The sequence below is a fragment of the Adhaeribacter pallidiroseus genome (assembly GCF_003340495.1).
Classification (GTDB): Bacteria; Bacteroidota; Bacteroidia; order Cytophagales; family Hymenobacteraceae; genus Adhaeribacter; species Adhaeribacter pallidiroseus.
Genome location: NZ_QASA01000001.1, coordinates 4,139,888 through 4,161,343 on the forward strand (window position 1 = coordinate 4,139,888; position 21,456 = coordinate 4,161,343).

The following is a 21,456-nucleotide window of genomic DNA, read 5'->3' on the forward strand; positions in this document are numbered from 1 at the left end:
AACAAAAAAGCGGAGATTTTCGGTCTCCGCTTTTTTTATCCTTTTAATTCGCTGTGGCGTTTAAACATTTCTTTAAACTTTCCCTGGTGGTAGGCCAGACCATGGTAAATGGCAGCGGCTACGCGCGCCCAACGGTAGTAAATCTGGGGTTTTTGGAGTTGGCGGGCGAATTTAAAAACCCGATTGCTCCACGCCGAAATGTAATACCGGGTCCGATAAATAAGTTTGCGCTGCCGGGTGGGCGTTTTCGCATCTGGAGCTACGCGTTTGCGGGGCTTCACGCCTTTTTTCTGCCAGGTAAGCCGGTAAGCTAAACCTTCGCGTCGTTGCCGGAAACCAGCCGCCTGCGTTTGGTGTACAAATTCGGCGTCTACGGCTTTTAATTCTAATCTATTTTCCTGAATAGCGTTAGCAACTAGTTGTTCTATTACGGGCGAGCGTACCACTACCACGTTCGTACCTTTGCCATCCGAAGAATACGGTTCTACCCAGGCATCCCCGAAGGAAATATCGGCGGTTTCGGCTACTACGTCGTCGCAGTAGTTACAGGCGGAATTCATGTAAAAACCCGCCCCCCAGTCGCCGTCGGCTAAATGCCACCACAAACGATTTACTTTCTGGCCATTGCGCAGGGTCAATTGGGCGTTGTACCAGTTGGCCGGGTGGTTATGGTCTTTCAGGCGGTATTCTACTTGCTCTACCTGGTTTACGGGCACGTTCATTTGCCAGGCAAAGCTTTCCACGAACCGGGCACTTTTCATGTGGCCGCAAAATAGCCCCAAAGTAAATTTTATGCGCTCCCGGATAACAGGATCTTCGCGGCGCAGCAATTGTACGGCCTTAATAAAGCACGGAATGCCCACCACGGCGTACCGGCCCGGTACTTCGCGGATAATTTTTAAAATTTCGGATAACTCAATGGGGTAATACCGCGACTTGGCGCCCGCCCGGACTTCTGCCTCGGTGCGGGCAATGCGGTACTTGAAATAACGGCCGTTGGTTTGCGGATCTTCGGTGGCGATAACGTGCGCCACACCATCAATCAAACCTTGCCGCATTAACTCGGTAGCCACCCAGGTAACCATCCCACCCGAGCTGCCTTGCAACCGGAAATCGGCCTCGCCCACGTGCCCCACGTACGCCTTCTCGAAACGGCCAATACTGGGGTGTTGCTGTTCAGCGGTCGGGTATAAATGATCGGCTAAGTCATCTTCGTTTTTGGCTTCCGGCGAAAACGGGCAGGTTTGCGTGAAACTAACCGAACGCTGGTTAAACCAGGCGCTATCACCGGTAGGTTTTAACTGGCCGTAATCATCAAAATTCATTTGCACGTCGGGCACCTTGGCCTGCGCCACGCAACTGCCGCAACCAATACACAAACCAGAACGCACAATTTCCTGCGGACTTACTAAGGCGCTCATGCGGGTTGTAATTGTTTAGTACTCAACGCCCGGTCCAGGTACGCTTGGGATGATTGCCGCAGCAAATTTATTCTTTCGGTAATTTCGGGGTTTAAAGGCTTGCTTAAACGGGCTTCAAAAACCTCAGAAGTTGTTCCTTCTAAAATTAGATGTTTTTCACCACCGATTTTGGCCATTAAACCTTGCAGTTTATAGCGGCGGTAAGGCGTAGTTTCGCAGACAAAAGGACGGGCGTTGCGCAAAGCAAAAACACAACCGTGGAAAAAGTTAGTGGCTACCGCTTCGGCTTTTGCCATAAAATGCGCGAAATCGTGCGGGTCGGCAGTGAGCCATTGTTCGTCAGCAAAATCGTTGCGGTACCCAATGCTGATGAGCGGTAAGTTTTTGGTTCGGGCATAGTTCTGAATTTCGCGGGCGAAAGACTCGGAAAAATTATGCCCGTAAACGGCCAGGTACGACTTTGGCAGATTACTTAAACTGCGATCATCGGGCGTTACTGGGAATTGCAGGCAAGGGTCCAGCACCATTTCGGGCTCAAAGCCTAAGGCATTATTTACTATTTCCTGCGAGTTGGCATCGCGCACCGAAATTTGATCGAAGTTGCGCAACTTTTCGGCCCAGGTGGGGTCCATGCCCCAGGTAGCGTCGTAATTACCAAAACTAGCGGCGTAGGAAATCAACCGCTTAGCTCGTACGTTATCGCCGTAAAAAATAGAACAGCCGCCAAACCACGGGTGCGATAAATTCCAAACCTCGTCGCTGCCCACCACTACTACATCGTAGTTATCCATTTCGGCCGGGTTATCCAGCTGAAAGCGCCGCGACAAGGGCATGGTTTTAAAAATCTGAAAAAATTTTAAAATTTTCTCGCGGTACTGGGGGTAATCTGATTTAGGTACGTGCGTCGGCAATACCGGCTGAAAAGCGCAGGTCCACTCGGCCTGGTTTACTCTATCGGAATCGTGGTCCAGAATTTCTACCTGGTGGCCGCGGGCCTGTAAACCTTCGGTTAAACAACGCGCTTGCCAGTAGCTTCCGTAATTAATGCAGCGGTGAAAAGTAAGCACGCCGATTTTTAAAATATCTTTTTTTGTATGCTCCAATGTATCTTTCGGAAAAGTGTCAATAATTAATCAGTATAGTATACCCCATCAGCTTGCTAAATTTTTAAAAATTAAAATTCAGCATAAACCGGTTACGGGTTTCGGTTCAACCGAACGGGATAAAGGCCGTTTAGGTTCTAAACAACCTTAAAATAAAATCAGCAGGGTAGCTCATGAAATAGAGTTATAAAGCTGGTTCACTTTTATAATTGCCCCAGCAATTTAACAACTACTTGGCAAATTACCGGATTTCGTTGGGATGATAAACTGCCCCGGCGAAAAAGAATTTAAAACGGAGTTGAGGATAGTTCCGTTATAAGGCACTATTTAAAATAAGTAATCTATAAGCCGGAGCCGTTACTTGTGGTTACAATTTGATTAGTATAAGCTCAAAAACGAATAGATACTCAAGCCGCAATTAAACTTCATGATTAACCTTCTCCTTATTCGTCACGCCCTTACCGACTCGGTAGGCAAGCGCCTTTCGGGCCGTTTGCCCGGTGTTCCTTTAAACGCGACCGGCCGCCAACAAGCCCAGGAATTAGCTTTGCGGCTCACCCACGTACCACTTGCGGCTATTTACAGCAGCCCCCTGGAACGCGCCGTGGAAACGGCCGAACCAGTAGCGCAATCGCACCAATTAGAAACCCTAATTTCGGAAGATTTTTTAGAAATAAATTTTGGCGATTGGACCAACGCTAGCTTCGAGGAGTTACAAACCAATCCGACATTTAAAAACTTTAATACTTTCCGGAGTAATACGCGCATACCCGGCGGCGAAATGATGCTGGAAGCCCAAACCCGCGTAATTACCGGCATTGAGAAATTATATCAGAAACACCATCAACAAACCATTGCCATTGTGAGCCATTCCGATTTAATAAAAGCGGCGCTGGCTTATTACGCCGGCATTCACCTGGATCTGTTTCAGCGCGTGGAGATTAGTCCGGCTTCGGTAAGCGTAGTTCAAATTTTTCCGGAAACGGCTAAGATTTTAGTTATAAACGATACCGGCGAAATCCAGCTTTAATTTACTCGATTAAATCTTGATAGTTTTTAATTTGTAGGGTATTGGTATCTAATACACCACTTTAAATACTTTAGAATAAAAAGCCCTATCCGGGTACTTCTTTGGAACTTTTTAAGTCTTTAGGCATTGGTGCTATCGAATTTGTTAGCTTCCAGTTTGCCGGCACCGGCGGGCCTTAACCCCTCCCCCTGACGGGACCTCCCCTAAAAACAGGGGAGGAGATGCCACTGTTGCTTCATTCTTTCCTTCCTCGTTGCACTGCGGAATGCCTCGTACCTCGGCACCGGAACCAAAGGTTCGCAGAACCCAGAAGGCTCTCCTGAGCCAAACTAGTGTCAACTGCTCTTAGCTACCGTTTTTACCTCTTTTAAAGTAGTACTGCCTCATTTAACGAGATAACTTCTATCAGGCTATGTTAAAATCAGAAACTGAAATTAAGAAGTTAAATGTTGATGATTCTCGTGATTGGGTGTATCATTAAATATTGTCTTCCTACTCTTATTTTATACCAAGTGCGCTCGAAAAGCAGTAGCTAAGCATAACTGACACTAGTTTGGCTCAGGAGAGCCTTCTGGGTTCTGCGAACCTTTGGTTCCGGTGTGGCGAAGAGCCACATTCCGCAGCGGAGCGAGGAAGGAAAGAATGAAGCAACAACTTCATCTCCTCCCCTGTTTTTAGGGGAGGTCCCGTCAGGGGGAGGGGTTAAGGCCCGCCGGCCACGAGGCATACTGGCTGCTTGTCAACCTAGATAGCACCAATGTCTGGAGACTGGAAAAGGCTCCAAAGGCTTCAGCCAAGTTAAACAAACCATCCTGCTGCACTGCTACTGAATAGTAATTTTTACGGCTACCTGGTTGGTAAGGCCATCCCGATTCGTAACGGTAAAAATAAACTGATCGACCTGGCCCGGAGTCGTTTCGAGGGTGGCGGTATAATCAGTAGAATACTGATCGCCTTCACTGCCCGATAAATCTTTGCTAAACACCGATGCCGGCGCTCCACCGTTAATGGCTTTCGAAACGTTAAACTTTTTCAGCACGTCTTTGTCTTCGGTTTTGGCGGCATTTATACCAATAATTATGGCGCTACCCGCCGGCAACGTAACATCTGACGATATATAGTTACCCCCGGTTTTAAAGCTGATATCGGGCAGTTTGCCTTCGTCTTTTTCGCAGGAAGTTACAGTAAATAAAGTAAGGCCGATTAATAAAAGGAACAACAACGGTTTAGCAAATTTCATAGCTTATTTAATTTATTGGTTAAAGTGTATTTCAGCTGAAAAGTAATGTTACGGCCCATATTTAGCAAACCAAAATACTTAAACCGCGACAAATGATCGTAGTAAGCCCGGTTTAGTAAATTATTACCGGTAAGCGTGAATTGCCAGGTGCCTTGTTGCTGTGAAATTACCGTACTAAAACCGGCATTCCATAAATTATAGGCCGGAGTAGCAATTTCGTAAGGCGCCACTTTGCTTTGCTTAAAGTTATAATCTACGGTGGTAAATACCTGCAAAGCGCGGTTTTGCGGCAGCTCAAAGGTATAATGCAGATTAGGCGTTATTTTAGTGGCCGGAATAAAGGGCGTGTAATCCCCTGCCTTGGTTTTACTGATCATACCGGAAACCGTGGAACCCACCGAGAGTTTAGGAGAAGCTTTTATTTGCAACGCTGCTTCCCCGCCGTATTGATTTACATTTTGCTGTTGGTAGCGGTACACCGGAAACCCAAACCATTCTTCGGTAGTTGGGTTTAAGGAAATAAAATTAAAAAAATGGTTGTAAAACGGGCTCACCCAAAAAGTAACCGCTTGCGTATTTAACTCGGCGTGGCCGTTAAAGGCTAAATTTTGCTCATTTTTTAAATCCGGATTGCCAATCTCGTAAGTAAAAACGCCTTCGTGTAAACCATCCGACGAAAGCTCGGCCAGGTTAGGAATACGTACCCCGGTACTGGCGTTTAATTTAAAATGCAGATTAGTGGTGGGCAGCAAACTTAAACCGGTAAAAGCATTGTAATACGGCGAAAATTTAGAAAAAGGGTGGATTTCTTTGTCGGGGCCATTCACCGATGCCGTGAAATACGTTTTGATGTATTTCTGCCCAACGCCCAGGCCGTTTTCCCAAATTACTTTTTGGTGCCAGTTGGTTTCCAGGTACCCCGATACATTACTTTCCTGCATCCGGGCATCCGGCACAATCTTCCGGGCCCCGTAATTGGTATTATCTTCCAGGGAACCTAAGTTAGAAAGAATCAGCTTAGTTTTAGCAGATAATTCTTTTTCCCATTTAAGAAGGTATTGCACCGTAAGCAAATGCATGTTTAAGCTAATGGCGCCGCCCCCTTCGTTCTCCAGCCGTTTATTGGATTGCACCCCCACATTTACGTTTAGTTTGGAATTATTTAAAAAAATATCGTTGTCCGAGGAAATGGTATTGAGTAAAACTAAATGCGCCGGATTTTCATTCAGATGCCGGCTCCAGCGTTTGTCCGGCTGAATAAAGGTGTATACATCGTTAAAAATAAAGCCAAAACGGTTAAAAGAGCTCATCAGATTATTCGTCGAAACCCAGTTTTTCTTCCGGAAACCGTACGTAGATTTCAGGTAATAGCCGTCGAACCGGCTGTTTAACACGCGCTGGTGATGGCCGTCCTGGTAATCGGCGTTGTTCTCGACACCTACCCGCACCCGGAACCAGTTGTCTCCATTGTTAACCTTGTAGCCGCCTTGCAGCAACCCACCGCCCGTATTGCTGTTTACCCGTAAGGCTACTTCGCTTTCGCGGATACCGTTGGCCGGTGCATTTTCTTCGATTAAATTAATCACGCCGCCCATGGCTTCCGTGCCATACAACACCGATAAGGGCCCTTTCACGAGTTCCACTTTTTGTAATCCCATATCCGACAGCCCTAATCCGTGTTCTTCCTGCCATTGCTGGTTATCAAACTTTAACCCGGAAAGCAACACCACCACGCGGTTCCCGTACAATCCCCGGATAACCGGCTTGGCAATGGCTACGCCCGTGCTCAACATCGTTACGCCCGGGGTACGGGCTATTAAGTCGGTGAGGTTGTAGTTGCCGAATTTACTTAAACTATCCAGGGCCAAAGTAGTAATAAGCAAAGCCGTTTGTTGGGCTGGTTTTTCTTGGTAAGTCGTTATGGTTACACCCGCTAAGGCGTGCGTGCGCATACTATCGGTTGTTTGCCCGTAAACGCTACCTACCAACAATAAAAATAAAATTTGAAACAGGCTTTTTTTAATCACGTTTGTTAAACTTAGGCACCCGGCACAGTTTTTTAAATTTTACTACAGCTGCGGGCAGGCTACATACGAATAAGCTGGCCCTTTTTCGTAATAAGGCAATTTAGATAAAAACACTAGGTTTAATTACTAAAAAGATTTGTTTAAGTTCCGGCTATTTGTAAAGGCAAATAAATACTTAAATGAAAGAAATAAATTAGAAGCTTTTATTTTTAATAAAATACTTTTTAGTAAGAGTAAGTTTTACGCGCAAACGCTATTAATTAATACCGGTAATTGCTCCATTGTCATATTTAAATAAGGTAAACAGGTTTGATACTGTAACATTTTAGCTATATTCCTGTTTTCAAAGCTTTTTTAATAGTCTACTATTTACATCATTAAAGACAATTTACATGCATAATACCATAGAAAAAGCAACAGGAAAGCTTGGTATATTAACACCAGGGTTAGGTGCCGTAGCCACTACCCTTATTGCCGGGGTAGAAGCCGTGAAAAAAAATCTGGCGCAACCAGTTGGCTCTTTAACCCAAATGGGTAACATTCGCTTAGGAAAAAAATCAGAAAACCGGAATCCTAAAATCAAAGATTTTGTACCGCTTGCCGACCTGCACGATATTGTTTTTGGTGGTTGGGATGTGTACCAAGATAATGTGTTTGAAGCCGCTATGAACGCTAAAGTGCTGGAGCCGATGTTGCTGCACGCCGTACGCGCCGAACTGGAAGCTATTAAGCCCATGAAAGCGGTGTTTGATCAATCGTATATTGCGAACCTGCACGGCGATAATATTAAGCAAGCCGCCACCAAAGCCGATTTAGCCAAGGCCGTGATGGACGACATTGAAAATTTTAAAGAAGCCAATGATTGCTCCCGCGTGGTAATTGTGTGGTGTGGCTCCACCGAAATTTATTTAGAGCCATCGGCAGTACACCAAACCCTCGAGAGCTTTGAAGCCGGTTTGCGCAACAATGATCCGGCCATTGCCCCTTCTATGATTTATGCGTATGCGGCTTTAAAGCTGGGAGTACCTTTTATGAACGGTGCGCCCAACTTAACCTGCGATATACCCGCTTTAATGCAACTGGCCAAACAAACCGACACGCCCATTGGCGGAAAAGATTTTAAAACCGGCCAAACCTTAATGAAAACCATTCTGGCGCCGGGCTTGCAGGCGCGGGCTTTAGGCGTAAAAGGCTGGTTTTCGTCTAATATTCTGGGTAACCGCGATGGTTACGTGCTGGATCATCCGGATAATTTTAAAACCAAGGAAGTTTCGAAGCTGAGCGTACTCGAAGATATTTTGCAGCCCGAATCTAACCCGGAACTGTACGGCGAAATTTACCACAAAGTACGCATTAACTATTACCCGCCGGCCGGCGACAACAAAGAAAGCTGGGATAACATTGATATTTTTGGTTGGCTGGGTTACTCCATGCAAATTAAAATTAACTTTTTGTGCCGCGATTCTATTTTGGCCGCGCCCTTGGTTTTGGATTTAGCTTTATTCAGCGATTTAGCGAAGCGCTCGGGCATGTCGGGGGTGCAGGAATGGTTGTCTTTTTACTTTAAATCGCCGCAAACCGAAACCGGCTTGCACCCGGAACACGATATTTTTAAGCAGTTAATAGTACTGCAAAACACCTTGCGCCAGCTAATGGGCGAAGAAATAATCACCCATATGGGTCAGGATTTTGATCAGGATTTAGTAGAAGCGTCGTTGTAGCCTAGTGTTATTTCTGTGTATATCATAAATGAAAGTGCCGGTTGTAAAGCCGGCACTTTTTGTTTCAGTTTGTTTGCTGACGAAATAGATACAGGGTTAAAGCTTTTGCAAAAAACACTAAATGGCATTTGGGCGGGCACGCAAATCGTTGGTGAAGACACCAACAATGGCGCTAACCAGATTGATGCCGTTAGACTGATGCCGTTGTTGGTGTCTTCACCAACAACAACGCCTAAGGGCATTGTCTTCGCTGCTAATCAATGGGAAAGCCTTCAAGAAATAATCCAGAATAATTATTACCGATTGTCTTTATTTTTAAATTCAAGCCAAGAATCCCGGCTTAATCAAACATTTTTTTAAATTTTTGGTTGTCGCCAGCTTATATTATTTGCTTAATTGCTACTTCTTGCAAAACATACAACCGGTAATTTAAAACATACTCCCTATTTAGTAGCGGCACAAAATGGAAAAACTAAAAGTAGCCACGGCGCAGTTCGAGAATAAAAGCGGCGATAAAGCCTACAATTTAAGCATTATTGAAGATCTAAGCCGGCAAGCCGCGGCGCAAGGCGCCCAGGTAGTTAGTTTTCATGAATGTTCCATTACGGGTTACACCCACGCCCGGAACTTATCCCGGGAGCAAATGCTCGACTTAGCGGAATTTGTTCCGGATGGCCCGAGTATTCAGAAACTAACCGAAATAGCTACTCAATACCGGATAGCCGTAATGGCTGGCTTATTCGAAAAAGACCAGGAAGGCAAAATTTACAAAGCCTACGTTTGCGTGGATGCGAACGGTTTAGTAGCTAAATACCACAAACTGCATCCTTTTATTAATCCGCACATCACGCCTGGCAACCGTTACTGCGTTTTTGATTTGCTGGGCTGGAAATGCGGTATCTTAATTTGCTACGACAATAACGTTATCGAAAATGTACGGGCTACCAAACTGCTGGGGGCCGATATTATTTTTATGCCCCATGTTACCATGTGTACGCCTTCTACGCGACCCGGTGCCGGCTTCGTAGACCCGGCCTTGTGGGAAAACCGCGAAAACGACCCAACCTCGCTGCGCCTGGAATTTGATGGCCTGAAAGGGCGCGGCTGGCTCATGAAGTGGTTACCCGCCCGGGCGTACGACAATGCTATTTACGCCGTTTTCTCGAATCCCATTGGTATGGATGCCGATCAGCTAAAAAACGGCTGCTCCATGATTCTGGATCCGTTTGGCGATGTAATTGCGGAATGCCGCCAGTTAGGCAACGAAATACAAATAGCTACGCTTACCCCCGAAAAACTAGAACAAGCCGGCGGCGCCCGGTACCTGAAAGCCCGCCGTCCGGATTTGTACCGTACTATTATTGGCCAGGAACACCAACCGGAGCAAAAAGTAGTGTGGTTACAAGCGGATAGCAAATAATTTTTCTGTCTGGTTGGTATGGATTTTTACCAAAAACGAACTCTATATAAATCTAGTAAGTACTTGCAAACCATTCATGCGAAAACATACGGAGCAAAGCAATTGAATTTGGATAAGGTGTTTATCGAACAACGACTTACTAAAAACGAACCACTACGTCGTATAACCAGTATATTCTAAATTCTTGTTTTTTTAAATTTTTAATCGTTAACTCCTCCTCGATTCTGTTAAACCATCGATAACCGTGAACGAAGCGATTAAATCAAACTCCTTCGGCCCCAAAAATAAGGTACTGCGGATAAACAATAAAGTGATTCAGTTTAATCGCCAAACGATTGCCCGAAAAGACATTGTGGGCATTAAGCAGTACGCGCGCGCCATGCAGTTTTACCGGTTCCGGGTGGGTGAGCAACATTATTTAGGCCTGAAAACCGCTACCGCGCAAATAGATATTCTTTTTACCTGTTATTTCAGCATCGACCAGGATTATTTTATTGATTTAGAAAACCGGATTATCGCCGAAATCTGGGAACAAACCACCGACCAAATCTGGCTGGCCGGTAAAACCACTTTGCTAAACCACGGTACTCTAACGGTGGGCCCTTGCCAGATCAGCCGCCAAGGAATTCTTGTAACCAAAGGCAATGCTCTCCCGATAAAACAACAGCAAATAGCTTGGGCCGATTTACAGTACCAGGTACTTCATGACCGGCTGGTATTAAACAACCAGAACGATTACGCGGTATATACCAACCTGTACTTTAAAAATACCTGGAATATTGATGTTTTAATTGCCTTACTGGATTGGATTACCCAGGAAAATGGACTAGGAAACCTGCCCGCTACCTGAGCCTTTGGAAATAAAGAAACTGCTTCTGCCGGGTCTGCATATTTGCGGCGTTTTCTGTATCTTCCTACCCGAGAGTTATTCCTATGAGATACTTATACTTGCTGTTAGTTTACTTATTGGCTATAAGTTGCCAGGTTGCCGGCCGGCAAAAGGCCTTTACGTTAGGTAACAAATTTAACGATTCTACTATTCGCATTATTTACACCGCCCAAGACGAGCGGCAAACCGATAAGCTTTTACCTTTTTTAACAGACACCAATGCGCGTTACCGTCAGGAAGCGGCTATGGCCTTGGCATCGGTGCAGGATTCGCTGGCTTTTAAGCCGTTGGTATCTTTACTCTCCGATCCCGAATTTGTGGTACGGCAGGCCGCCGCTTACGCCTTGGGGCAAACGGGTAAAGCAACCTCCCAAGAAACTATACTGCAAGCCATTGAAAAAGAAGAAAACAACACTGTTAGCGCCGAACTTTTAGAAGCCTTAGGCAAATGCGCCACCCAACAAGGTCTTGATGCTTTAATTAAATTTGATTTTTCCGAACCCGAAGTGCAAGCGGGCCAGGCCTGGGGTATTTACCGGACGCATGCCCGGCAGTTAAATTACGACTCAGCCATTCTTAAAATGGTTACTTTCTTAACGGCTCCCAACCCGGAAATTCGACTGGCGGCCGCTCACTTTCTGGCCCGTACGCCCCAACTCGATCTTTCGGCGTATACTGCTGCTTTGGCCAACACGGCCCAGATTGATCCCAGTGTAGAGGTGCGCATGGCCGCTGCCCAGGCGCTTACCAAAGCAAAATCACCCGGCTTAGCCAATGAACTGACCGGCATTCTGGAAACAGAACCGGATTACCGCGTACGTTTAAGTGCCCTACGCGCCACCGCTAACCTGGAATACACCGTAGCTAAACCTATTTTGTGGCGGGGACTGGCCGATAAAAATAGCAACACGGCCCTAACGGCCGCCGAAATAATTGCTACTAAAGTTACTCCCGACCAAGCCGACGAGCTATTACAAAAAGCCGGGCAAACGTTGCGATGGCGCATCCGGGCGACGTTGCTGGGAGCGGCCCTTAAACAACACCCGAATAAAAAAGAAGTATTAACCACCATTCAGGAAAGATACGCCCAAAGTAATAACGACTACGAAAAAGCCGCTTTACTCACAGCCGCCGCCCAAGATATAGCCGGAGCTGAATTTATAGAGAAAGAATTCTTTGCTACGCAAACACCAGTTATCCGGACATACGGCATTGAAGCTTTAACGCAAATCCGCAACGATAAAAATCTGCCGACTAGCCAGAAAAAGCACTTTGCCGATTTGTTTAAAAAAGCTATTGCTTCCGGCGACTTAGCCGTAGTGGGCATTACCGCGGGGCTGCTTCGCCAGCCGGAACTTAACTTTAAAACCGAATACACAGACCTAACTTTTTTAAAAAACGCCTTAGCCAAACTGGTTTTACCCCGCGACAACGAAGCTTACCAGGAAGTAGTGAAAACCATTGCTTTTCTGGAAGGCCACCCCGAGCCACCTCCCCCGAAGAACCCGTTTTCGCACCCGATAGATTGGATTTTAATTCAGAGTTTACGGGCAAAGCAAGAAGTAAGCATCCAAACCAATCGGGGAGAAATTATCTTGCAATTGTTCGTGGAAGAAGCGCCCGGTACGGTGGCCAACTTTGTGCAATTAGCCCGTAGTGGCTTTTTTAACGGCAAAAACTTTCACCGGGTGGTACCCAATTTTGTAGTACAAGGCGGCGACCCCCGCGGCGATGGCTGGGGCGGCACCGATTACTCTATCCGCTCCGAACTCCCCGATTTGCATTACCGCGAAGGCTATCTGGGCATGGCTTCGGCGGGCAAAGATACCGAAAGCTGCCAATGGTTTATCACCCACTCCCCCACTCCTCACTTAGACGGTCGCTATTCTATTTTCGCGCGGGCTACGACAGGCCTGGAAGTTTTGCCTTTACTGGAAATAGGTGATAAAATCCAGGAAGTGCGTTTGCGGTAATTTTTTTAAATTTTTATTTCGGGCCGGCTTTTATGTAAGTCTACTTCCAATCTTCTTTTTCAGCCAGGCACAAATTTGCGAATTAATAAAAGATGAAGTGGCTAATTGCAATAAGGCAATTTTCGTATATTAGCCAATAGCTGTAACGTTACCTGTACCTTTACTTACTTGTTATAAGTTGTTAAACTTCCAGTTATAGTGCAGATAACCGGAACAACTCCGTTTATCCAGTAGTTATGCCATATTGTAAAATAATCAAAAGAGAATCGTAGTGAACGTCTTATTTCATTTAACAGTGGGAATCGGTATTGCTACTATATTGACGGACACTAAAAAAACTAGCCCAGAGGCAAAGCTGACAGACACGTTAAAGATTGAAATTAGCGCTTTTATTGTCGGCATTATTTCCCACGGCGCATTAGATTATATACCTCATTGTTATCCAATAAATTCAAGGGTCGATGTAATACTCGGATTAGCTTTTATTATTGTTCTTACTTTGTTAGCAAACAATAAATATAAAGGAATAATTGGCCTTACCTTAATTGGTTGTATTTTCCCTGACTTAGTTGACCTTTCACCAGCTATTATTAATAAAAATTTAGGATTTAATTTACCAATTCTTGACAAAGTATTCCCTTGGCATTGGCATGTATACTCTGGTTCAATTTATAATTATAGTTGTGGTGTGTCAACAATTAATCACCTATTAGTAATAGTAGCAGTTGGTATCGTATGTTGGTATAGGCGAGCAGACTTTAGTAATTTATTTTTAAATTGAGAAGAAACAACCAGGCATAATCGAGTAGACGGCCCCACCAGTGTTGGCTGATGGGGAGCGCCTCTCACACCACTGTACGTACGGGTCTCGTATACAGCGGTTCGTTAAGTTGGGGGGCTACTTGTTTGTAGTAATCGAACAACGATTCATAACCTTTCTTGACCAACCGTTTCAGCGTGATAGTGGTCACCAGGATGGGGCTTTGCGCTACTGCCCAGCCCCCTTTCCGGGTCTGGCTCCAGGCATAGGCTTCCCCTTTTGAGACGCCTAATCGGATCAGGTTCTTTCTTTTCCGCTCGGGTTTCTTCCAGTCATGCCAGATGCAATGGCGCAGCCGGTTTCTGAGCCAACTATCCACTTGCTTTAACTTCCCCTGAATGCTGGCTAGACGAAAGTAGTTTACCCAGCCTCGCTGCACTTCCTTGAGTTGCTGAACGCGCTGCTCAAAGGCACTGGGCGTGGTCTTGCGGGTAATCCCTTTCAGGTTCTGCTTCAGCCTGGCCCAAGCCTTTTCTGCTACCACCAACTGGTATTTACCTTTCTCCCCTTTCCGGTAAGTGGGTACAAACCGGTAGCCTAGTATCTGAAAATCTACGGGTCGTCTAATGCCGCTCTTTTCCCGGTTGATGGGTAGCCTTAGCTTATTCTTCAGGAACAGGAAAAGGTTGTTGCCCACCTGCCGGGCCTCCGACTCACTTTTGGTATAAACACTAAAGTCATCGGCATAGCGCACGTACCGCAAGCCTTGCTTTTCCAACTCTTTATCCAGCTCGTGAAGCAGAATATTGGAGAGCAGCGGACTCAACGGACTGCCCTGTGGTACCCCTTTCCGGCGTTTGGTTAACTTTCCCCCAATAAGGATAGGGGCCCGAAGCCATTTGCGGATCAGGCGCAGCGTGAGCGGGCATTTTACTTTCTGGTATACCAGTTGCAGGAGCAGGCAGTGCTCTACTTCATCAAAGAAGCTTTTCAGGTCCATATCGACAATATGCTGATAGCCTTCATTAATGTTCTTCTGGGCTTGCCACACCGCCTGATGGGCGTTGCGGTTGGGCCGGAAGCCGTAGCTGTACTCTTTGAACTCCAGCTCGAAAAGCGGGGCTATGGCTTGGTTGACTGCTTGTTGTAGCAGCCGGTCGGTTACGGTAGGAATGCCTAACCGGCGCTTCTGGCCGTTGCTCTTAGGTATTTCTACCCCTAAGATGGGTAGAGGAAAGTACTGGCTGCTCCGGATAGCCGTAACTAAGGCCTCCTGATTTACTTGCAGATGCCCAGCTAGTTCAAGTACGGACATACCGTCTACGCCGGCTGCCCCTTGGTTAGCCTGCACTTGCCGGTAGGCTAGCAGCAGGTTGCCCCGGTGCAATACTTTCTCAATCATCCTACTTTCTACTTTATCTGTAATCCCTGTTCCGCTTACGCTAAGGCTGGCCAGGCCTCCTTACCACATTTGGAACAACTTCACGTTCGGCCCTTCGTCATCTTGTGAGACCTCCGCAGCGCTTACGGCTCGTTTCCTGATGGCTACTATGGCTTCTGCTGACTTCTCTCTTACCAACCCGTGGCCGAGAGACCTCCCCAGGTAAGAGCATATTCCTTCCTCCGATTCCTGGAACATCTACCCACTAGTACTTGTTGGTCAGGGGCTTTGCAAAGAGGTGCTTGCTTACCCGCACTAATGGGCCTCTTATGTACTTTCTGTTCGTCAGTACCGGATTTTGTAGTCCCGCTTTCTTCCCTGCTTATCTCACGATAAACCAGCTTGCGGCTTACTAACAGGCTGCACCAACTCGCCTGTAAGGGTCTTGCACCCTCTGGAATAATTTGGTACCTTTCAGTACCAGATGCCCATACTGGGCGCACACCACACCTATACGGCAGCTGTGCCGCCGCATAGCAAAGAACGTTGGGCGGAATATTTAAGAATGAAAGAAGTTTACACTAAAAGAATGTGAAGAGAAAACTCGTGAAGCAAGCAGTAATATTTGTGCTAGCGTTTGCTATAATCTCATGCACAGACCCAAAATCACACAAAGTAAGGGAAACAGCTCCTGCTGTTCCAACAACAGTTCAAAAGCAAGTTGAAAAAGAACCAGTAATTATAACCGAAGAAAGAGAACCTGCCGAAACTCCCAATGTTTCAAAATTGGAATTAGAAACATTCACTTCATATCCGGATGAATTTAGCGGATGCGGTTGCTCCCTCTTCCTTACCGAGCAAGACAAACAAGAGCAGAAATACATTTATCTTGATGCGGGTGACATTGCCATGATAAAGCTGAATGAGGAGGTCCACACATTCGAGTATAAAGGAAAGGTTAAAGGAAACACTCTTTATACTAGTAACTCGATGCAAATTGAGGTGAATATAACAAAGACCGTAGAAAATACTGAAATGGAAGAGACATCAGATGTTGAGGGGACTTTTACTGTTACTAAAGGAAATGAAAAGTTAGTGCAAAAATTTATTGGATACTGCGGTTGCTAAATTAGAAATTAATAAAAAAGACACTTCGCCCAACAAAGTGCATAAGCCATGCTTTGGCTGATAGCCTCGCACACCTCATGCACAAGCCGGTAGGCAAAATGCAAAGAAGAAAAAAACAGGTTACCAATAAAAATCGTAATTTAAAATTGTTATGAAAGTAATTAGCGACCATATAGGGCAAATTCGAAACCTCTGTGACCTGCACAGTGTAAGAAGCCTCTTTGCATTTGGATCGGTTACGAACGATAGATTTAAAGCCGATAGTGATATTGACTTAGTTGTTGATATTGACACGTCCGATCCAATCGAATATACAGACCATTATTTTGAATTAAAGTTTCAATTAGAGCAAATTCTACAAAGAGAAATTGACCTATTAGAACAAAAAGCAATCAGGAACCCATTCCTCAAACAAGAAATAGACCGAACCAAAGTTCTTGTTTATGGAAAATGACCTAAAATTATGGTTAGCTGACATAAAAAAGTCTATAGTTGAAGTTTACGATTTCCTACCAGAAGAAAAGAGTTTTCCTGTCTTCCAAAAAGACCTAAAGACCAGGAAAGCAGTGGAGCGAAATCTTGAAATTATTGGAGAAGCATTAAACAGAATATTACGCATACATCCAGACATAAATATTACAAACGCCCGTCGGATTGTAAATACAAGAAACAGAATTATTCACGGATACGACACGGTGTCAGAAGACATAATTTGGGCTATTGTTATGAAAGAGCTTCCAAAACTTGAAGAAGAAATAGACCGGCTGCTTTTGTAAAAATGTACCCTGCCCAACAATAGCGATAAAGCATTTAGACACTTTTTAGCTCAACCTTTACTTACCAACTAATACTAATTACTCCATGGTACGCGTTATTCTGATACTGTTATTATGTAGTCTAATTACCTCCTGTGAAAAGGAATGTGGTGGTAATTGTGCCGAAATAACCATTGTGGGGCAAGTTGTGAGTGCTTCTACTAATCAAGGAATAGAGAAAGTGCCCATTGCCGTTTATTGGCAATCCAGTGGCTTTGGCTTTTTCAACGCAACCCTTAAAGTAGCTAAAACAAAAACGAATAAACGCGGCGAATTCAAAATTTCCAAAACAATTGATAAAGCCCGTTTCCAAAATTATTATTTAAAAGTAGAAACCAGTATGCCGGGAGGGTTTATTGATAACTATGGGCAAAAAGAAAAACTCACTGAATACATTAATCAATACCAACCCGTTGCTGATTTAAGAATGATGGTATACCCGGAAGCGAAGCTCTTGATAAAACTGGTAAAAAATCAAACTGATAATTTTAATTCTTTCGACGTTAGTTATTCGTATCACCGACCATACAGTGGGAGTGGATTTGCATCAAACAGCCGTTTAAGAGATACCATTTTAATTGTAAAAACAGCGGCCGATGTGTACACCCGGATAACCTGGAGCAAAAACTATGGTCCGGGGCAAAATACATCTTTTACCGATTCTATTCGCTGCTTTTCTTCCAAGGATAATGTTTTCGTGATCAACTATTGAGTAAAAAGGTTTCCGTGCAAGTTATAAACGTTTGTATTTTTAAAATTTTAAATTTCGTAGAGCATAAGAGGTTATTCAAAAAATTTTGCTCACGATTTACGTATGAGTCACTACTGTAAAAACAAAAAAGCTGGCCTGGGCCAGCTTCTTTGTTTTTACAGGTAATTTAATTTCGGCTGGGTAATACCCCAGCGCAGTACGGAATGGGTGAGAATTGTAAAAATTACTGCTTGGCTACTAAATTAAATTTAACGGTAAAGTCGTCGTAAATCGCTTTGTCGGCAATATTCGGGAAAAAGCTTTTGGAATTGTATTTAATATCCCACTGCGTACGATCTAAAGTGGCGGTACCATTAGCCGAAGCTACGCCGTCTTTTACGCTAACCGTAGCCGGGAAAGAAATAGGTTTGGTAATGCCTTTTAAAGTTAAATCGCCTTTTACGGTGTAATTAGCAGCACCGGCTTGGGCACCTTTAATCGGGCTTAGGCTCGTAATTTTAAAAGTACCGGTCGGGTGTTTTTCCGCCGAGAAGAAATCGTCGGATTTTAAGTGACCCAGTAATTTTTGCTTGTAGCTATCGTCGGTAAGGTCTTTGTTGGTGATCGAGTTCATATCAATTAATACATTACCACCCACAATTTTATTTCCGTTTACTAAAATATCACCTTTCGAGATCGCAATGTTGCCGGTATGTTCGCCGGTAACTTTTTTACCGTTCCACTCCAGGTTACTTTGCGACGTTTCTACTTTATAGGCCGTAGCCGCGGTGGCTACTTTTTTAATTTTAGTGGCCGATGCCAATGTTTGTGCAGAGCTGGTATTAGCCACTAATAAGCTGGCTACAACGGCAGCCGATAAAAAAAACTTTTTCATAAAAATGGAATTGATTGAGATTTTATATTTTAAAATTTTGGTAATACTGAATTTGATTTATTCCCGCATTTTATCGAGTAAGCGGCTAAGTTCTTCTGCCTCCAAAGCGCTTATATTTTGTAAGCCCTTAATCTGGGTGCCTTCGGCCTCGTCAATCTGCTGGAGCAAGGCCAATCCTTTGTCGGTAATTAAAATATCTACCGTGCGGCGGTCCTTGGGGCATTGGTGCCGGGTTACTAACTCTTTCGCTTCTAACTTATCAACAATGCGCGAGGCGTTCGACGTTTTATCGAGCATGCGCTCAATGAGTAAATTTACCGTAGCGGGTTTAGGATGCTGCCCCCGTAAGATGCGTAAAATATTAAACTGAGGTAAGGTAAGGCCATATTTTTTAAAAATAACCGCTTGTTGTTCCTGCAACCACCCCGAAGTAAATATCAGGTTGATGTATACTTTATGGTACACATCTTTAAATGTTCGTTGTTTAATTTCTTCCTCTATTTTCATAACCTTAACTACGATACAAATATATGTACCTACATTTAATGTTGCAACATATTTCTACTTTATTTTTGCTTTCTCATTTGTATATGGCTCCTTGAAACCATCGAGCTATGTACCCGTACTTTCTATTGTTCTATTTTGCGAGGCCTAATAATTTGTTTATCAGTTGATCTTTCTTTATGAAACATAAAAAAATCAAAAACGGGTTATTTATTACATTCTAAATTATGACCTATTACCTTTTCTACCTTTAAAAATACAGACCGTCTATTACCTCGTATTCTACGCTATTAAACTGGGGATAGTCGCCTAATACACGACCCAAAACGGATGGATGATGCTCCCAAAACCGGTTCTACCCAAAACGAGGACCGCCACGCTACCTGGTTAGAACTTTTTTACGATTTAATATTTGTAATTGCCATTTCGCAACTTACTACGTTTTTTTCCAAAGACTTAACTTTGGTAAGTTTATGGCAGTTTGTGTTGCTGTTTTTTCCAATTTGGTGGGCCTGGACTGGTCACACGATGTACGCCAACCGCTTCGAAATAGAGGACTCAGGTCACCGGGTGCTTACTTTAACGCAAGTGTTAGGCTCGCTTTTTATAGCTGTTTTTATTCAGGAAGCATTGCTCGAAGAATCTTATTTATTTGCCTGCGCTTACCTGTTTATTCGGCTGATACTATTGGTAATGTACCTTCGCATTTACTTTAAACATACTGATTCCCGCGGCATTATTGTGCACTTTATTGTTGGGTTTTCCATAGGAGCAGCTATCTGGCTTGTTTCTATTTTTACTCCTCGCCCTATCCGTTTTTATCTCTGGGGACTGAGCTGGCTCATAGAGGTAATCACTCCCTGGACAAACCATAAAAGATTAAAAGTTGTGCCTATTCATAGCACGCATTTACCGGAACGTTTTGGCTTATTCGTGATTATCGTGCTGGGCGAGAGTATTCTCCGGATAACGAAAGCGGTATCTAACCTGGAACTATGGCAGTTTTTTAGTGGGGCCAACGCTATTTGCAGCTTTATCCTAATTGTGCTCATCTGGTGGATTTACTTTGATTACATTGAGGAGTATGTAACCGGTAAAATAACCGGCACGGGTTTAGTCTATACGTACCTGCACTTTTTTATTTATTTAGGGATTGTTATTACAGGCGTAGGTTTAGAATATAGCATTTTAAGTCATATTAGTACGTTGGCCAACGTCGCGAATTTTTTAATAATTATTGGCATTGCACTTTTTATTTTACCGCTTGGCATTATTCAGGGAGTTAGCTTAAAACAAGTACCTACCCGCCGGTTTATCATGAGCAGTGTAGTTCTAATAATCGCGATGGTTATTATTTATATTCTAGAATATAATTTAAAAACCTTTTACTTTCTGCCGGTTTTAACGCTGGTAGTTCTGGCCTATATGCTTTACCAGCGGCGCGAGTATGCCCGAATTTCTGAGGCACCACCCGTTTAATTTTAAAAATTCAATTATAGCGCCTTGCTTTTTGCTCATTACAGTTTAATTAACACAGAAATTTTAAATTGGCTCGTTCCAAAATGGAGCCTATTCGTGTTTGTAATTTTATATAAGCTTGAATAACCGGTATAAACCACAAAGGTGCTCTGTAACGTACCGACAGAAAAATTTAAAATTTTTAATTACCAAACCCGCCGGTATTAAGAATGAACCCGAAAAATTAACCTAAAAGCCAAGGAATGCGTTAAATAAATCTAAAAGACTTACTAAAAAACTTATTATGAAAAGTATAAAAATTAATTTGATCACGGCAACTGTTGCTTTAAGCAGTTGGTCGGCCTTGGCGCAAACCACCAACCCCGCTTCTAGTAAACCTAACCAAAATACTGCACCAACTACCAGCACAAATTCTAATACCGACAAAAGTATTTCTACTAATACAAATAACGCAACTCCTACACGCACTGATTCGGTAGTTACTATTCCGAAAGAAGGTACTAGTATTACCACTGCACCTGGTACTAAAAAGGAAAAAACAACTCCTAAATCTAGCTCGGCCAAAAACAAGAAAACTAATCCCCGGTAAATTAGCTCGGTAATAAACCTTTTAAATGGAGGTAGCAGGTACTATAATGTACAAGAAATTTAGCTGGGCATGCCGCACTATAATTTAATTATTTACTAAAAAAGTACAAAATTTAAAAGTATTCTTTATTAATTTCCATCCAGTGCTTTCCCAGAAGCAACTTAGCCCATCTCTCCCAAAATTGTATTTTATCTTTTATAAATGCTATCCAGCAGTAATTTTACGTATTTATCAGACTAAAATTAAGTATTTAATTTTTAGTTGCTATCGGTAAACCAGCGTAAAAGGAATGTGTACTTTAAATCAATAATAAATTTAAAATAAAAAAGTACAACAATTAAAAATTACTTAGAGTATGAGGGTATAAGTAAAACTGTTGGTACATGGTTG

Annotated in this window: 20 protein-coding genes; 13 read left to right on the forward strand and 7 right to left on the reverse strand. The window is 43.8% G+C overall.

Annotated features, from left to right (window positions below):
- Window positions 1–35 precede the first annotated feature (35 nt).
- Complete coding sequence (locus AHMF7616_RS16675) at window positions 36–1,421, reverse strand: Coenzyme F420 hydrogenase/dehydrogenase, beta subunit C-terminal domain (RefSeq protein WP_199474253.1); 1,386 nt, start codon at window positions 1,419–1,421, stop codon at window positions 36–38.
- Complete coding sequence (locus AHMF7616_RS16680) at window positions 1,418–2,524, reverse strand: polysaccharide pyruvyl transferase family protein (RefSeq protein WP_199474254.1); 1,107 nt, start codon at window positions 2,522–2,524, stop codon at window positions 1,418–1,420. The genes AHMF7616_RS16675 and AHMF7616_RS16680 overlap by 4 nt, the downstream gene beginning before the upstream one ends.
- A 427-nt stretch (window positions 2,525–2,951) precedes the next feature.
- Here AHMF7616_RS16680 and AHMF7616_RS16685 point away from each other — a divergent pair, with 427 nt between their 5' ends.
- Window positions 2,952–3,554 carry a histidine phosphatase family protein gene (locus AHMF7616_RS16685; RefSeq protein WP_115373914.1) on the forward strand — a complete coding sequence of 201 codons (603 nt, stop codon included), beginning with the start codon at window positions 2,952–2,954 and terminating at the stop codon, window positions 3,552–3,554.
- An 823-nt stretch (window positions 3,555–4,377) separates the two neighbouring features.
- Here AHMF7616_RS16685 and AHMF7616_RS16690 read toward each other — a convergent pair.
- Both AHMF7616_RS16690 and AHMF7616_RS16695 read right to left on the reverse strand, forming a co-directional pair.
- Window positions 4,378–4,794 carry a hypothetical protein gene (locus AHMF7616_RS16690; protein WP_115373915.1) on the reverse strand — a complete coding sequence of 139 codons (417 nt, stop codon included), beginning with the start codon at window positions 4,792–4,794 and terminating at the stop codon, window positions 4,378–4,380.
- Window positions 4,791–6,821 carry a TonB-dependent receptor gene (locus tag AHMF7616_RS16695; protein WP_115373916.1) on the reverse strand — a complete coding sequence of 677 codons (2,031 nt, stop codon included), beginning with the start codon at window positions 6,819–6,821 and terminating at the stop codon, window positions 4,791–4,793. Before AHMF7616_RS16695 ends, AHMF7616_RS16690 begins: the two co-directional genes overlap by 4 nt.
- A 392-nt stretch (window positions 6,822–7,213) precedes the next feature.
- Here AHMF7616_RS16695 and AHMF7616_RS16700 point away from each other — a divergent pair, with 392 nt between their 5' ends.
- The 6 genes from AHMF7616_RS16700 to AHMF7616_RS16725 all read left to right on the forward strand — a co-directional run bounded on the left by AHMF7616_RS16700 (window position 7,214) and on the right by AHMF7616_RS16725 (window position 13,605).
- Window positions 7,214–8,542 carry an inositol-3-phosphate synthase gene (locus AHMF7616_RS16700; RefSeq protein WP_115373917.1) on the forward strand — a complete coding sequence of 443 codons (1,329 nt, stop codon included), beginning with the start codon at window positions 7,214–7,216 and terminating at the stop codon, window positions 8,540–8,542.
- A 15-nt stretch (window positions 8,543–8,557) separates the two neighbouring features.
- A complete protein-coding gene (locus tag AHMF7616_RS16705; protein WP_115373918.1) occupies window positions 8,558–8,902 on the forward strand; it encodes a hypothetical protein in 345 nt (114 codons plus the stop codon).
- Window positions 8,903–9,005: 103 nt separating this feature from the next.
- Window positions 9,006–9,962: a nitrilase family protein gene (locus AHMF7616_RS16710; RefSeq protein ID WP_115373919.1), complete on the forward strand. Its 957-nt coding sequence runs from the start codon at window positions 9,006–9,008 to the stop codon at window positions 9,960–9,962.
- A gap of 244 nt (window positions 9,963–10,206) precedes the next feature.
- Window positions 10,207–10,812 carry a hypothetical protein gene (locus AHMF7616_RS16715; RefSeq protein ID WP_115373920.1) on the forward strand — a complete coding sequence of 202 codons (606 nt, stop codon included), beginning with the start codon at window positions 10,207–10,209 and terminating at the stop codon, window positions 10,810–10,812.
- Window positions 10,813–10,895: 83 nt separating this feature from the next.
- Window positions 10,896–12,824, forward strand: a complete 1,929-nt coding sequence (locus AHMF7616_RS16720; RefSeq protein WP_115373921.1) for a peptidylprolyl isomerase — start codon at window positions 10,896–10,898, stop codon at window positions 12,822–12,824.
- A 295-nt stretch (window positions 12,825–13,119) separates the two neighbouring features.
- The gene (locus AHMF7616_RS16725; protein ID WP_115373922.1) at window positions 13,120–13,605 is read left to right on the forward strand and encodes a hypothetical protein; all 486 of its coding nucleotides are present in this window, start codon (window positions 13,120–13,122) and stop codon (window positions 13,603–13,605) included.
- A 64-nt stretch (window positions 13,606–13,669) separates the two neighbouring features.
- Here AHMF7616_RS16725 and ltrA read toward each other — a convergent pair whose 3' ends face one another.
- The gene (ltrA, locus tag AHMF7616_RS16730; protein ID WP_115372869.1) at window positions 13,670–14,986 is read right to left on the reverse strand and encodes a group II intron reverse transcriptase/maturase; all 1,317 of its coding nucleotides are present in this window, start codon (window positions 14,984–14,986) and stop codon (window positions 13,670–13,672) included.
- Window positions 14,987–15,556: 570 nt separating this feature from the next.
- On the opposite strand from ltrA, the gene AHMF7616_RS16735 reads away from it, so the two are divergent.
- From AHMF7616_RS16735 to AHMF7616_RS16750, 4 genes are all read left to right on the forward strand, one after another.
- Complete coding sequence (locus AHMF7616_RS16735) at window positions 15,557–16,093, forward strand: hypothetical protein (protein ID WP_115373424.1); 537 nt, start codon at window positions 15,557–15,559, stop codon at window positions 16,091–16,093.
- 151 nt (window positions 16,094–16,244) lie between these two features.
- A complete protein-coding gene (locus tag AHMF7616_RS16740; protein WP_115373923.1) occupies window positions 16,245–16,547 on the forward strand; it encodes a nucleotidyltransferase family protein in 303 nt (100 codons plus the stop codon).
- Complete coding sequence (locus tag AHMF7616_RS16745) at window positions 16,537–16,869, forward strand: HepT-like ribonuclease domain-containing protein (RefSeq protein ID WP_115373924.1); 333 nt, start codon at window positions 16,537–16,539, stop codon at window positions 16,867–16,869. The genes AHMF7616_RS16740 and AHMF7616_RS16745 overlap by 11 nt, the downstream gene beginning before the upstream one ends.
- Before the next feature lie 85 nt (window positions 16,870–16,954).
- Window positions 16,955–17,620 (forward strand): hypothetical protein, encoded by a 666-nt coding sequence (locus AHMF7616_RS16750; RefSeq protein WP_115373925.1) that lies wholly within the window; start codon window positions 16,955–16,957, stop codon window positions 17,618–17,620.
- Window positions 17,621–17,843: 223 nt separating this feature from the next.
- Here the strand turns inward: AHMF7616_RS16750 and AHMF7616_RS16755 are convergent, their stop codons facing one another.
- Together AHMF7616_RS16755 and AHMF7616_RS16760 are read right to left on the reverse strand one after the other, a co-directional pair.
- On the reverse strand, window positions 17,844–18,494 hold the full coding sequence (locus AHMF7616_RS16755; RefSeq protein ID WP_115373926.1) for a YceI family protein: 651 nt from the start codon (window positions 18,492–18,494) through the stop codon (window positions 17,844–17,846).
- A gap of 57 nt (window positions 18,495–18,551) precedes the next feature.
- On the reverse strand, window positions 18,552–19,001 hold the full coding sequence (locus AHMF7616_RS16760) for a MarR family winged helix-turn-helix transcriptional regulator (protein ID WP_115373927.1): 450 nt from the start codon (window positions 18,999–19,001) through the stop codon (window positions 18,552–18,554).
- Window positions 19,002–19,328: 327 nt separating this feature from the next.
- Here AHMF7616_RS16760 and AHMF7616_RS16765 point away from each other — a divergent pair, with 327 nt between their 5' ends.
- Entirely contained in the window at window positions 19,329–20,477 is a 1,149-nt protein-coding gene (locus AHMF7616_RS16765) for a low temperature requirement protein A (protein WP_115373928.1), read from the forward strand.
- A 283-nt stretch (window positions 20,478–20,760) separates the two neighbouring features.
- Entirely contained in the window at window positions 20,761–21,066 is a 306-nt protein-coding gene (locus AHMF7616_RS26195; RefSeq protein WP_147275710.1) for a hypothetical protein, read from the forward strand.
- Window positions 21,067–21,456: the final 390 nt, after the last annotated feature.

What these genes read in the sequence shown, in the direction of transcription:
- AHMF7616_RS16675 (WP_199474253.1), bottom strand. Translation starts at nt 1,421, where the DNA reads ATGAGCGCCTTAGTAAGTCCGCAGGAAATTGTGCGTTCTGGTTTGTGT.
- AHMF7616_RS16685 (WP_115373914.1), top strand. Translation starts at nt 2,952, where the DNA reads ATGATTAACCTTCTCCTTATTCGTCACGCCCTTACCGACTCGGTAGGC.
- AHMF7616_RS16690 (WP_115373915.1), bottom strand. Translation starts at nt 4,794, where the DNA reads ATGAAATTTGCTAAACCGTTGTTGTTCCTTTTATTAATCGGCCTTACT.
- AHMF7616_RS16700 (WP_115373917.1), top strand. Translation starts at nt 7,214, where the DNA reads ATGCATAATACCATAGAAAAAGCAACAGGAAAGCTTGGTATATTAACA.
- AHMF7616_RS16710 (WP_115373919.1), top strand. Translation starts at nt 9,006, where the DNA reads ATGGAAAAACTAAAAGTAGCCACGGCGCAGTTCGAGAATAAAAGCGGC.
- AHMF7616_RS16720 (WP_115373921.1), top strand. Translation starts at nt 10,896, where the DNA reads ATGAGATACTTATACTTGCTGTTAGTTTACTTATTGGCTATAAGTTGC.
- ltrA (WP_115372869.1), bottom strand. Translation starts at nt 14,986, where the DNA reads ATGATTGAGAAAGTATTGCACCGGGGCAACCTGCTGCTAGCCTACCGG.
- AHMF7616_RS16740 (WP_115373923.1), top strand. Translation starts at nt 16,245, where the DNA reads ATGAAAGTAATTAGCGACCATATAGGGCAAATTCGAAACCTCTGTGAC.
- AHMF7616_RS16745 (WP_115373924.1), top strand. Translation starts at nt 16,537, where the DNA reads ATGGAAAATGACCTAAAATTATGGTTAGCTGACATAAAAAAGTCTATA.
- AHMF7616_RS16750 (WP_115373925.1), top strand. Translation starts at nt 16,955, where the DNA reads ATGGTACGCGTTATTCTGATACTGTTATTATGTAGTCTAATTACCTCC.
- AHMF7616_RS16755 (WP_115373926.1), bottom strand. Translation starts at nt 18,494, where the DNA reads ATGAAAAAGTTTTTTTTATCGGCTGCCGTTGTAGCCAGCTTATTAGTG.
- AHMF7616_RS16760 (WP_115373927.1), bottom strand. Translation starts at nt 19,001, where the DNA reads ATGAAAATAGAGGAAGAAATTAAACAACGAACATTTAAAGATGTGTAC.
- AHMF7616_RS16765 (WP_115373928.1), top strand. Translation starts at nt 19,329, where the DNA reads ATGGATGATGCTCCCAAAACCGGTTCTACCCAAAACGAGGACCGCCAC.
- AHMF7616_RS26195 (WP_147275710.1), top strand. Translation starts at nt 20,761, where the DNA reads ATGAAAAGTATAAAAATTAATTTGATCACGGCAACTGTTGCTTTAAGC.